Origin of the sequence: Cohnella sp. LGH (assembly GCF_017671885.1) — a bacterium.
Lineage (GTDB): Bacteria > Bacillota > Bacilli > Paenibacillales > Paenibacillaceae > Cohnella > Cohnella phaseoli.
Window position 1 is genome coordinate 908,900 of the sequence record NZ_CP072117.1, and the last position, 12,497, is coordinate 921,396.

Annotated in this window: 12 protein-coding genes; 1 reads left to right on the top strand and 11 read right to left on the bottom strand. The window is 56.8% G+C overall.

Features of this window, described 5'->3' with window-relative positions; translation table 11 throughout:
• Positions 1-18: 18 nt before the first annotated feature.
• The 11 genes from J4772_RS03630 to J4772_RS03680 all read right to left on the bottom strand — a co-directional run bounded on the left by J4772_RS03630 (position 19) and on the right by J4772_RS03680 (position 11,413).
• The gene (locus tag J4772_RS03630; protein ID WP_209074178.1) at positions 19-1,593 is read right to left on the bottom strand and encodes a DUF6382 and FHA domain-containing protein; all 1,575 of its coding nucleotides are present in this window, start codon (positions 1,591-1,593) and stop codon (positions 19-21) included.
• Positions 1,594-2,085 (bottom strand): A24 family peptidase, encoded by a 492-nt coding sequence (locus J4772_RS03635; protein ID WP_181917723.1) that lies wholly within the window; start codon positions 2,083-2,085, stop codon positions 1,594-1,596. It lies immediately after the preceding gene.
• Positions 2,082-3,065, bottom strand: a complete 984-nt coding sequence (locus tag J4772_RS03640; protein WP_116061611.1) for a hypothetical protein — start codon at positions 3,063-3,065, stop codon at positions 2,082-2,084. The genes J4772_RS03635 and J4772_RS03640 overlap by 4 nt, the downstream gene beginning before the upstream one ends.
• Positions 3,028-5,232 carry a hypothetical protein gene (locus tag J4772_RS03645; RefSeq protein WP_209074179.1) on the bottom strand — a complete coding sequence of 735 codons (2,205 nt, stop codon included), beginning with the start codon at positions 5,230-5,232 and terminating at the stop codon, positions 3,028-3,030. Before J4772_RS03645 ends, J4772_RS03640 begins: the two co-directional genes overlap by 38 nt.
• Positions 5,229-5,969, bottom strand: coding sequence for a pilus assembly protein (locus J4772_RS03650; RefSeq protein WP_209074180.1), 741 nt, complete (start codon positions 5,967-5,969; stop codon positions 5,229-5,231). Before J4772_RS03650 ends, J4772_RS03645 begins: the two co-directional genes overlap by 4 nt.
• On the bottom strand, positions 5,953-6,153 hold the full coding sequence (locus J4772_RS03655; protein ID WP_246016560.1) for a Flp1 family type IVb pilin: 201 nt from the start codon (positions 6,151-6,153) through the stop codon (positions 5,953-5,955). The genes J4772_RS03650 and J4772_RS03655 overlap by 17 nt, the downstream gene beginning before the upstream one ends.
• Before the next feature lie 69 nt (positions 6,154-6,222).
• Positions 6,223-7,065 (bottom strand): type II secretion system F family protein, encoded by an 843-nt coding sequence (locus J4772_RS03660; protein ID WP_209074181.1) that lies wholly within the window; start codon positions 7,063-7,065, stop codon positions 6,223-6,225.
• Entirely contained in the window at positions 7,062-7,802 is a 741-nt protein-coding gene (locus J4772_RS03665; protein WP_116061607.1) for a type II secretion system F family protein, read from the bottom strand. The genes J4772_RS03660 and J4772_RS03665 overlap by 4 nt, the downstream gene beginning before the upstream one ends.
• Positions 7,799-9,040: a TadA family conjugal transfer-associated ATPase gene (locus J4772_RS03670; RefSeq protein ID WP_209074182.1), complete on the bottom strand. Its 1,242-nt coding sequence runs from the start codon at positions 9,038-9,040 to the stop codon at positions 7,799-7,801. Before J4772_RS03670 ends, J4772_RS03665 begins: the two co-directional genes overlap by 4 nt.
• A gap of 16 nt (positions 9,041-9,056) precedes the next feature.
• The gene (locus J4772_RS03675; RefSeq protein ID WP_209074183.1) at positions 9,057-10,151 is read right to left on the bottom strand and encodes a P-loop NTPase family protein; all 1,095 of its coding nucleotides are present in this window, start codon (positions 10,149-10,151) and stop codon (positions 9,057-9,059) included.
• A gap of 125 nt (positions 10,152-10,276) precedes the next feature.
• Positions 10,277-11,413: a Gfo/Idh/MocA family protein gene (locus J4772_RS03680; RefSeq protein WP_209074184.1), complete on the bottom strand. Its 1,137-nt coding sequence runs from the start codon at positions 11,411-11,413 to the stop codon at positions 10,277-10,279.
• A 153-nt stretch (positions 11,414-11,566) separates the two neighbouring features.
• Here J4772_RS03680 and J4772_RS03685 point away from each other — a divergent pair, with 153 nt between their 5' ends.
• On the top strand, positions 11,567-12,469 hold the full coding sequence (locus J4772_RS03685) for a helix-turn-helix transcriptional regulator (protein WP_209074185.1): 903 nt from the start codon (positions 11,567-11,569) through the stop codon (positions 12,467-12,469).
• Positions 12,470-12,497: the final 28 nt, after the last annotated feature.

A 12,497-nucleotide genomic window follows, 5' to 3' on the forward strand; every position in this document is an offset into this window, starting at 1 on the left:
AGGCTTAATCAACATTCTCTAGTTAGGTTGCCTTCCTTCCACGAGTTGGAAACGGTACTGCGAACAAGCCAGCGTCAGGCAATCTCCCGGCTGAAGCGAATACAGCTCATAAGGAGCCATCGGTTTATTGTTAAGTCGCGACCCGTTGCGCGACCCAAGGTCCTTCACCTTCCACTGCTCGGATATTTTCACGAACTCGACATGAGAGCGGGAAATCCCCTCCGTCTCGTCTACATGGTCGGCCGCCTCTTCGGATCGTCCGATGACGAGGGATTCGCCGCGCAGAGGGATTCGAAATTGCTCATGTTTCGACTTCCACACCAAGCAGTACGGTTCCGATGCCGGAGATGACTGCCGGTCTAACAATGCGGTTCGCTCCTGTCCGGAAATCCATGTCGTTTCCGGCGTAATTGTGCCGCTCCCCGGAATACGGCCCCCCGTATCCCGCTCCTGCGGCTTGGCTGCCGCCGCTGCAAACCCCGGAGGCGACCATACCGGGCCGACTCCGCTTGCCTCCTCCGCTGCATAGCGATTGCGGAAGGCAGCCTCGATCTCTCTCGGTCCCGGTTCGGAAGAGGGCTCTCCCCGACGAAACGATCCCAACCGCATAGGCGGACCATTCCAGAACAGAATAGCCGCCGCTCCGGCGATCAAGGTCAAGCAGACGCAAATGAGCAATTGCTGCTGGCCCGGCCGTTCCAGGTACACGAACTTCCAGACAGCTGCCAGCAACAGCAAAGACGAGCAGATGACGATGATCCGCCAACGAGCAGGATCGAATCGTTCGCCTCCATCCTCCTCTTCAGAGTTCTCCTCGCTCTTCTGTCTTACTGCATCAAACCGATGCTGTGACGGCTCTCCCCAAAGCTCCGATACCGGTTGCGGATCTCCGCTAACGGGTTGAAGAAGCTCCCATGAACGACTTTTCGGTTTGTTCTCTTCCCTGGCGGCAGACCGCATATCCGTCATCGGGGCGGGATCCGGTTTGCGAATATCCGAGAAGGAGACGGCAGCTCCGGCCGAAGCTTCGGCCAAATACTTCCTGCCGAGACGGCTTAAAGTCGCAGGCACGAAGTCCGCGCTGGACACCAACCGCAGCACCTGCTGAAAAACCAATCCGTCCGGCTCTTTGACGCGCATCATCCACCTGACGATCAAACTCTCCAAGTCCTCTTTCCAATTGGGGGAAGGCAGGACTAACGGTAAATAAGTAAAGTGCAAGTCCCGAGTCTCGTTGCCGACAAAAATAAATTCGTCCTGCAGCCGCACCCTCTCGGCATCCAGCATAATTAGCCGACATTCCTCCAACGTATCGGCAAGCTTACACAACGCCTCCATCGCTTCGCTCATCGACCACCAGGAGGCTCGCATTGCCTCCGTAAGCATGCGCGTTCCGGTTAAAGCGTATCTCAGCGAAACTCGTCCATCGCACTCCTCAAGCTCAAGCGGAAGCAGCGAAGGAACTTTGCAACGCTGAAGCATGCGAAGCTGCGTCTCGATGATCTCGTTCCGGGCAAGCGGCGGATCGCGTTCTATAATCATGACATGCCCTCTGCGCTGTTCGAACCTTACCGATAGCGGCAATGTTTTCACTCATCTCCACCCCATTCCCAGTAAAATCAGAAATCCGGGGGCAACCGCCAGCATGAACGGAAAAGCAACCTTCCTTCCCCCGGTTACCGGATGCTCTCCCCACGGCCACTTCAGCTTTATTCCCAGCGCTCGCAAGCCGGGAACTCGGAGCGCCAACAGCCCGCAAGCGATACCTCCCCCGACCAATACGGAAACGAGCAGCAGCTCGAAGGTCAACGCGGGCCCGGCCCATGCGCCGAACGCCCCGAACCATTTAACGTCTCCTCCTCCTATACCGCCTAAGCGATTCATCGCGTACAGAGGCACAACGCCGCACAATGCTCCAAGGCAGGCCCAGCCCAATCCGCCCACTCCGTGCGCAAGGAATTGATACGCAAAGCCTCCTGCCGCGAAGGTCAAATTCAACGCGTTCGGAATCCGCATGAGGCGCAAATCCGTCCAGCATGCCGACGCCAGCAAAATTCCGGCAATAAGCCACTCTCCCCAGCTCAACGTTCCCCCTCCTCGTTGGCAGCCGCAGATTTGCCTACAACATCGAACGAATGCTGCCAGACTCCGCCCTGCCCGTTCGATACTTGCATGCTCCATTGGCCCGGCGTCGTCCTTCCGGATACATGCCAGGTCCATGACGCCAAACCCGATGCATCGGCGATTGTTGTCCCGAGATTTTTCGCCTGGCTCGGCCCGCTCTTGTAAACAATGGACAGATCAACGACGCTTCCGGGTTCGGTCCGCACGACAAGCGTCGCTTTGCGTCCCGGCTTCACCGGATTCGGATCAAGAGATACGAACGTTACCGAGAACGTCTCGCCAGTCTGGTCCTCCTCCGCTTGCTTGGAGGACGAAGGACTTCCGCCGATCCATGCCCGCTCTCTAGCCGATTCTCGCAAAACAAGCTTGCGCCCAAGGAATGGAACGCGCATCGGCAGCTTGTATTCGGCCACCAAAGTGATATAAGCGTCGGAACGATCCGCGACGTCCGGAAGTCCTACAGCAACAAGGCTGACGTTGGACAATTCGAGCACGCGCCGATCCGCAAACTGCTTGAGCAGTTCGCCGAAGGCAAGCTTGGCGGCGTGCTCCTCCAATGAAAACGACACCCCGGACGCCTTGTCCGCCCACTCGTTCATCGGCGCCGGCAGCCACTGCCCGTATTCGCGCAGCGTATCCGCCACGCTTAGCCATTTGTCGTTCCATTGCTCAAGCTGCCGGTTCAGCTCGGAATCTCTAAGCTTGTCCGTCGCCAGCGCGACCGGATACCATGCGGACGCCGCCTGCCTCGCCGTCTGAGACAAAGCGCCGTGAAGCGCCATGGAGATGACCGCCGTCTGCACAAGAAAGATCAGAAATAAAATAAACAGCAGAAAAATCGGCATGGCCAGCGCGCTCTCCAGCGTTACGCTGCCCGAATCGAACCGGATTGAACGCCATCGTTCATATGTAAGAATAATCCGCGGTATACGTCGCCTCATAGCGATTCCCCTTTATCGATCCTCCCAAATCTCCGACCCTGGCCAGCGCTTTGAGCAGGCCGGGAAAAAACCACAGCCGGACCGACGCTGTCCCTTCTCCGCTCGCATACGTGTAAGCGCCGCGGAAATCAAGTCCGGAGCCATGCTCCATTACGGCAATCGCTCGCGCTGTCGGATTTGAGCCCCCGCCATGCAGCAGCAGGAACAGTCGCAAATAATCTGTATAGTACGTATCTACTTTCAAGTATTTGGACAATTGGATTTTGCCGGTCCCCAGCAATGCGCCCATATCCGCCATCGCCTGCGTGATTCCGTAGACTAGCGCCGCAGCCAGAACGAGCAGAGGATGGCCCGCCGACCGGCATTCGATCAGCCCTTCCATCGTTCGAACAGCCAGTCGGAAAGCAAAAATTTCTCCGTACGCCGCAGCGATATTGCCGGACGGATGATTCAGTCCGTAAAGAATATATTCGACCTCCTGACCGTGCACGCTCAAAGAAATCTCACCCCCGTTCAGAAGCTCCTTCGCCGATGATGGAGGAAAATGAGTCATTCTCCCGAGCGCATATTCGGAGAAGTAAAGCTGATCCCTGACTCCCTCAACGGCGCCTTCCAGCACGTCCAGCAAGCTATTGACCGATGTCATCGCTTCGTCTCTCCCTTGGGACGAAGCTTCGCTCCTCTGCGTTCTGCGCGCCTCCTCCTCGGAACGATTCCATTCCCGATTCTCTGTATACAACACGCTTGTACGCTCGAAGCTTACCTTCTCTTCGTCCGAGCCCGCTCCTGCGGAGAACGAGCCGAGGAAGCTCCCGGCACTTCGCCATTCGGACTCCGCTCTCGCCTCTGCCTGCTTCCGCTCCGCTTCGTAGGAACGACGAGACTCCAGCATTTCCTTTCGCTGCGCTATGATCCTCCCTCCGGCTCCATAGTCATCGGAAAACTCGGACAAGCAATCGCTCGCCCGCGCCTGCCCTGAGCTTAACGCCGTTCCCATACCGGTCGAGCCGGGAGCGGAAGCGATTAAGGACGACAAAGAGCCGAGTTCGCCCGCCAGCGTTAGTCCTTGCGAATACTGCCGGTCGATCTCGGCGTCGTATTCGCTAAAGAAAGCCGGCGGCAAAATCAAATCCTCCGCAGAGCGACGCAGCTCCTCCATCGTCTGCCGGTGCTCGGATTCCAAAGCGTCTTCGCTCCCTCCCGACGTCGCCCCCGTATCCCTTCGCGACCGCTCCACGATAGCGAGCATTTCATCGTTCGCCTGTGTGGCTTTAATCAGCGCCTCCCTCGCCTTCGAGACGAACTTGTCCGATTCCGCTCGCGCTTCGTCGGCCGCTTTTCCGAGTTCCCGCGCGGTGGAGGCGGCACGGGACTCGTAAGCGGCGATCTCGGCCCCGTAACGCGGACCTTCCGGCTTATCCTTCTCTATCTCTTCCGAATCTTCTCCGGCGTTCAAGCGGGCGTCTCTCTCAGCCTCCCAGCGTTCAAGAGCTTGCCTTCTCGACTTGTCCTCCTCCCGCTTCGCGACGTAATCGTCATAGCCGCCGACGACTCCTCCTGCAGAGCTTATTGCCGATTCAGCTTTCTGCGCGACCTTCTCGCCATGCGCTCGCTGACGATCATAAGCATCGTCGAACGCCTTCTCCCTGCGGTCGTAGGCTTTGCGCATCTGTTCCAGCAGATCGACCGTTCGAGTCGCTTCCTTCATCGTCCCCGATAGCCCTTTGAAGCGGCTTGCCACTTCAATCGCAAGATCGATCGGAGCCTTGTACTTCATTTCCTCCAAAACCTGCCTGCGAAAAACGTCATGACCGGCGAGCGGCCGGCTCTCCGTCACCTCCGCTTGCCCCCAGCGCGTATCCAGAAAAGAAAACGCCTCGTTGTCTTCGCCCGAAGAGTTGCCCTCCAGCGTCGTTCGAAACAGCTCGTTCGCAGCCTCCCCACCGCGGATAAACAGTCCGTATTTAGCGTAAATAATCGGGTCGAATGACGACATCGCCGAACGTACGCCCGACTTGACCGACAGCTCGGCCTGTTTGCGGAAAGCGGCGATCCGGGCAAAATCGATCAACAAGGAGGTCAGCAGGAACAACGAAGCCGTCGCAGCTATAAAATAGACCGATACGGAGCCTGACGTCCTCCCGCTCCGGAGTCGAATATGGCTCATGTCCAGCCTCCCCCTTTCCCGAGCGCCGACTTGCGCTTGCCCAGCACTTCCTCGGCCTGCGAACGATACTTTTCCTCCCCTTCCGGAGCGTTCCGCAGCTTGGCTGCATAATAGCGGACCAGATCGAACGACCTGACGAATTCAGCCGGCTCCACGACGAGCGCGGACACCTTCGCTTCAGCCGGTCCTCCTCCCTTGAAGCGAACAAGCGGAACCGAAAGCCATGAACTGATAAGCTCTGCACGAATCTCGCGCTTAATTCCAATATTTCGATAGCTTAGTTGTCCAGAACCGACGTGATGCTTGGCGGAGGTTTCATAAGCTGCCCGTTTAAGTTTCTCGGCCGCTGCGGCCCCCTCCCCTCCGGCCATGCCTGGATACACCTCTACTTGCGTTCCCGCCTCTCCCGAGGCGAGTCCGAACAGGCTCTGCAGCAGGGCGTCGTCGGTCAATCGCCAATAGAGCCCGTCGACTTGTCCCTCAGGATACCCGCCTGTACGCGTGTCGGCGGAAGAGTTGGACCAATTGAACGCAGCCCGTTCCGTCATAATGGACGAACTGTAATAGAGCAACGCTCCTTGCGAGATATACAATGCAAATAAGATCAGCATAAAAGTCAGCATCATCACCCAAGGAAGCAGCATGGAAGCTTCGATTGTAAACGAACCCGCAGAATCCGAATATCTCCGTCGGCTCCCTTCTTGCTTACGCGCACCCAGACTAATCGAACACTTCATCGGACTTGGTCTCCAGCTTTTCCATCAGCCCTTTCAGAAAGCCGATAATCTCCTCTCGGAATACGAGCACAATCGCGATTAGCACTGCTACGATCAGCACCAATTCAAGCGTGCCGATGCCCTCCTCGTCCTCGCGCAAAGCGCGAAAAGCGTTCATTCCGTATTGATATATGAATCCGATCATTCCGACCATCCTTCCTGTTGGTTGTTTATAGAGGCTGAGTACCGGACTTTTTGAACAAACACTTATAGTTCACATCATAAACACGGCGGGAGCGCCGACCAAAACCATAATTATTAGAAACACGATCGTGAGCGGAAAAGCCAGTCTGGACGAAGCTTGTTCTCCCATCGTTCGCGCGATCGCTTTCCGCTTCTCCCACATTTGCCTGGTCAGTTCGCGCAGCGCCGGAATAAAGGCATCCCCGCCCCTCCTCGCATTGATTAGAACTGTCGTCGCGAACAGCTTCGCTTCGGGAATCGCACATCTCCTGCCCCATTCCTCAAGCGCCGCCGCCAAGCCTTCTCCCCGCTTCATACTCTCGATTGCGGATCTTAGCTCCGTGTACAGCGGATTATCCGAGGATCCGGTCTTCTCCGCCGTTCGATTCAACGCTCGCATAACGTTCTCCCCGGCATTCACCATTAAGAGCAGCTTGCTAAGCAGCTCCGGCAGCTCCGTAACCATGCTCTGACGTCTCTTGCTTACCCGTCCCGCAAGCTCCTTCATACGCAGCAGGGGCAAGCCTCCTCCGAGCAGCGCTCCCAGCACGAGCAGCTCCGGCGTATCTGTCGTCCATGCCAGTAAACTCATACCCGCTATCGTCAAGTATCCAAGCCCGGCCCCCTCCGCCGCCCAATCCAGCAGTTGAACTTCCGTACAGGAGCCTCCGTTCAGCAGAGCCAACGAGACTCTCGCTCTGTCGAGCAGGGGCAGCATCCGTCTCCAAACGGCCGGGGTCCGCAGCACAATTGAAAACGGATCGATATGAAGCCTGATCCTCGCTCCCTTCAAGCGGCGGAAGGACATCGCGACAAGGCACGCGTAAACTCCCGGCAGCGCCGTACAAACAACTCTAATCAGCCATATGCTCATGTCTTAATGTCCATAATGCGCACGATCCACCAACTGCATAACGCAAGCAGCAGCAAACAAACCGACATCACAACGATCCCCATCCCTTCTCTCATCGGCTGCATATAGTCGGCAGCCAGGAAATTAAGGATTCCGACAAACGCAAACGGCATCGCCATCATTACCTTGGCTTCGAATCGTTTTTGCGCGATCAGCACGGACACTTCCAGTTCGACGTCCATCTTCTCGGCAATAAGCAGCGACGTTCTTCTCGTCACTTCTACCAGATCGCCCCCCGCTCTCTTGCATATCGCGATCGCTTCCGCGAAATTCCTCACCTCCTCCACAGCGGATCGCTCCGCGAAATCCTGCAAGATGACTTCAAGCTGCTCTCCGTTGCTTAACCGATTGGAGATCGCCCTCAGCTCTCTAATCAGGTCGGAGCGGCTGTCGCCGATCAATAAAACCAAGTCGCTCTCAAGAGCCGAGAAGGCGTTCTCTACCGACCTCCCTGCCGACAGCAGCGAGGTCAGAGCCTGCAGAGCGTCCTTGAATTGCTGTCTGAGCTTGTCACGTCGGCGACGGCACAGACTGAGCGCATAGTATTTCGGATATAGCAATCCCAACGGCGCAGCGAAAGCTGCGATAAGCGGATGACGATAGAGCAGCCATATAAGCGTGAAGCAGAACGAACAGCCGAGTAAAATCGCCCATGCTTTCTCTTTTGCATTTAATCTGTAAACCGAATAGTCCGTCATCCCTCCGCCTCCTTTAACAGACCGGCATGACGCAGCTTTCCCAGATCGCGAAGCTGGGCGACTCTGCGCAGGCTCCCGAAGACAGCGCCTTCCCGCTCCCCTTCTTCTTCGAAGCGAAATAGCGTGCTGAGTTGAACTTCTCCTCGCTCGACTCCCGTCACCTCGCATATTTCCGCCACTCGCCTGCTGGAATCGCGGAAGCGGCTCAAATGGACGACGATGTCGAGGGCGGAGGCGATCTGTTGGCGAACGACCGGCACCGGCAAATCCGCACCGCTCAGCACCATCGTCTCCAATCTTGAAATCATGTCCTTGGCTCCGTTAGAATGGCCGGTTGACAACGATCCTTCATGGCCGGTATTCATTGCCTGAAGCATGTCGAGCGCCTCGGCGCCGCGAACTTCCCCAACAATGATCCGGTTCGGCCTCATCCGCAAAGACGCGCGAATCAGTTCGCGGATACCGAGCTGCCCTTTGCCCTCGCTGTTGGCGTTGCGCGTCTCCAGCGACACGAGGTTGGCAATCCCGAGAATCTGCAGCTCGGCGGCGTCTTCGATCGTTATGACGCGCTCGTCGGGAGGAATCCATTGGGATAACGCATTAAGGAAAGTCGTCTTGCCCGAGCCCGTGCCGCCGCTGATGAACAGATTGTATTTGGCCAGGACGATCTCCTGCAGAAAATCGGCCGCTTCCTGCGTCAACGCTTCCTTGGCGATTAAATCCTGGATGCCGAGCGGCCGGTGCGGAAACCGACGAATCGTTACCGTCGGTCCTTTCAACGCAATCGGCGGCAGCACCACATGCACTCGCGAGCCGTCGGGAAGACGTGCGTCCACGATCGGCGACGCTTCGTTTACGATACGGTTTACGCGACCGACGATGCTTTGAATAAGATCCTCCAGTCTTTCGTTGCTCTCGAATCCGAGATCAACCGCTCGCAGCTCGCCCTTTTTCTCGATAAAAATTTCCTTATAAGAATTGATCATGATTTCCGTAATTTCCTGGTCTTCCAGCAGCGGCTGAAGCGCGTCCATTCCCCGAAACGAGTGAAACAGACGCATGACCGCCGCTTTGCGTTCCCCTGCCGTCATCCGTTTTGCCCGCTCCCGGCGGAACAGCTCGTCTTCGATCAGGCGGCAGAGATCGTCGTCCGAAATCGAATCGTCCCAGGTCAAACGAGCACGGACGGCGTTCCTCAGTTCAACCAGTTCCTCAATTGCAAGCCCGCTATCCGCCATCCCCATATCCGTCTCCTCATCTCCCGCGCTTCGCCGAGCCCCCGATCCTCGGCTCCATCTTATCCAGAAGCTGATCTACCGCCCCTGAGAATACCGGAGAGGACAACCATCTCCCCGGTTGGTCGACCGCCTTCCACTGCGGGATATACGGGAGCGCTAGCTCCGGCCCGGCTCCTGCCAACGTGCAGCGATTAACAGGCTGCCCTCCGACGGCCTTATTAAGGACCAAGATCAGCTTGTACGCCGACTTGCCAAGTCGCGGTTCCCAATAGTGCAGCAGCTTCTCGGCCTTCTGCAGGCAGTATGCATCGTCGAGAATCAGCCAGACAACCCGATCGCTTGCCTCTAGCAGGCTGCAATGCCATTCCCCGGAGCCGGAATCCGGGTCGACGACAATCGCGTCGTAACGGCCGTCCGACTTCAGCTTGTCCAGCAAAGCGCCGGTCAGCTCGGGCGTAAGCGCAAGCCGTTCACCGGGATGCTCGGGAGCGTCGATATAATCGGCTCGCAATTGCGACTGGTGCCGACACAGCTGTTGCGACAGCTCCCCCCATTGCTCCGGGCGCGCTTGCAGCGCGTAGAGCAATCTGGATAATCCGTCCGGCTCGCCTCTGCCGAATAGGAGCGATGTCGCGTTCAACTCCTCCAGATTGAGATAGAGAACGCGTTGGCCTCGCTCCCCTGCCTGACGGACCAGGTTCAATGCCACCGTCGTCTTACCGGCGCCTCCCGAAGCCGAGAATACCGTCCATATCCGACATCCCTCCTTCAGCTTGGCCGCTTCCAGCCCCAACGCCCCTCGAATTCCGCTTAGCAGAGCCGGCAACGGCTGATAGCGGTCCATATTCTGCCGGCCTTCCTCCGCGGCTTCATGGCCATCCGTCAGAATGATCGTTTTTCCCGGCTGCCCGCCTTCGGAAAGCGCCTGTCCCACAAGCCCCCGCTCGCCGATCAAAGCGTCGATTTTCCCTCCATTCCGCAGCTCTCTTCTCAGCGCACCGTCGTAAGTGCAGGCGGTCACCTCCCAGTCCTTCTCCTCTTCGCGCAAATACTCCGCCAGCTTGGCGACGTATTCCCGATCCTCCGCGGCCAGTACAAGCCTTCTGATCATCTTTCGCCTCCTTTCCGGAAAACAAAAAAACCGCAAACTCCAACGCGCTATGCGTCGAAATTTGCGGTGCTTCCGCTTTGTTTATTGAATTTATATGTTCAACATACCATGGATTTCCATTGTCGTCAACGGTCGTTCCACTCAACCCGCTGAAAAGATTTCGTCTCCGCCGACTCGTTCGCTTTGAGGCAAAGCAGCGCGCTCAGCAGACCGTCGCCAAGCGTCGTAGCCGACCGTTCGCGGCCGCGCACGCACTCCAGGAAGTTGCGAACGAGCTTACCGTCCCCTCCGCCGTGCCCGTCCAGCACGTTCGCGTCAATGACGTGCGTCTCCACTCTCGGCTCATGATGCATATACACTTTAAGCTCGCTTTTGTACCAATCGAACTCCAACGTCCCTTTGTATCCGAGCAGTCGGGCTCCGCGCCGCTCCGCGCCTCTGCGCGCGAAGAAATTTTGAGAATAGCTCACGTGCATTCCCGTCTCGTACTTCAGCAGCGCGCTGCCCGAATCCTCGTTGCCGGTGTCGACCGCGAAGCTGCAGTAATCTCCCCGATCCAAGTTCGCCGGCTTCAACGTGCTTTCCTCGCAAGTTCGGTTCTCCTCGCAATCGACGCACTTTAACCCCGCAGGCTTGTCTCCCTTGAAAATCTGCTTCGACTTCATCGCGCATACTTCGATCGGCTTCAAGCCGAGCAAACAATTGATGTAGTCGAAATCGTGCGTCGCCTTTTGCAGGAACAGTCCTCCCGTAATGCTGTCGTCCCTGTACCAGCTATGGTAATAAACTCCGCCGTACGGTACGTTATTCACAGCCTGCACATGCTCGATCGTGCCGATCTTGCCCGAGTCGACGATTTCTTTGGCCAGCGTGACGAGCGGCGTATTCCGCAGCGGGAAGGATACGACCACCTCGGAACGGGAAGCCTCGTATGCAGCCTTCAGCCGGTACAGATCCTCATACTTGGTCGCGACGGGCTTCTCCAGATAGAGCGGCAGATTCCGGCGCAGCACCTTAATCGCCATTTCCGTGTGAAGATTGCAGCGAGTTCCGATGATCACGCCGTCCAGTTCGGCCTCCTCCAGCATGGTGTCGGCATCCTCGAAGAACCGGACCCCTTCTGCACGCGTTCCAAGCTTAGCCCGCAGCTCTTCCGACCGTAAATCTGCGATCGCCACGATTCGGTAACCCAACTCCTCCGAGACAATTTCCGGGAAAATATAGCTTATCCTTAAGCCGTATCCAATGACGCCCAATCTCATCCCCAACACCTGTCTTTCCGAATATGCGAGTCAAATTTGTTTATTGTCGATCATTTGATGAAATAATAGCACGGAAGATTAAACATGTATTTGCTCGTTATCGACTATTAGTTGTATATTATCGATGTGGGAGATGAGGAGGGTAGGGGCACCATGACGAGAAGCGATCAAGAGGTTCGACAGCTGAATTACTGCGAAATCAACCCAAGCATCCATTGGGCTCGCCGGCAGAGCGTTCAGAAAACTCCGGGGATGACAAGACGTCTCTACGACTTCGAAATGATGTACGTTTACGACGGGGAAATGATCGTGCATTACCCCGAAACCGGCGAGAAGCTGCGGTTTCTCCCGGGAGACTTGCTGTTTCTGCATGCGGCCGAACCCCATTGCATCGAGATCTCCTCCACCGAGGGCGCCCGATTGATCGGCATTCATTTCGATTTCTACAATGAGTTCGAGATAAGTCATGAGCTGTTCATGGTCGTCGATGAGGAGCGTGTGCACGTGGACCGCTTCTGCCTGATGCCGGTCGGCATAGACGGGGAAAGGATTTACGCGGCGCGCTACGAGGCCGTGCCCGACGAAATCGTGGGCTGGATGGAAAGAATAAGCGAGGAGTTTACGTCCGAGAAGCCGGGATTCGAGATGGTCTGCAAAGGGGCGATGATTGTGCTGCTGGCGGCTCTGGCCCGTCTTCAGCCGAAGCCGGCCCGCTCCGTGCCGCAAGCTTATCAGGACGCCCTTCGTTCCTTGACAGGCGAGATGTCGGCCAGGATGGCCTTCCCGTGGACGGTCTCCTTAATGGCTGCCCGTCTCAGCGTGAGCGAGGATCATTTCATTCGTTTGTTTAAGGAACAATACGGGACGACTCCCAGCCAATATGTGCGAAGGCTCCGCCATCAAGAGGCGAAACGCTGCCTGCGGGAAACCGATTTGAAAATCGAGCGCGTCGGATTGCTCGTCGGATATGAAGACTTGCACCATTTCAGTCATGCATTCAAAAAATGGCAGGGCGTCTCCCCGCGCGAATATCGCAAAATGAGCAGTCTTCTGTAACAATAACGGGGCTGACCCATAAGCAGAG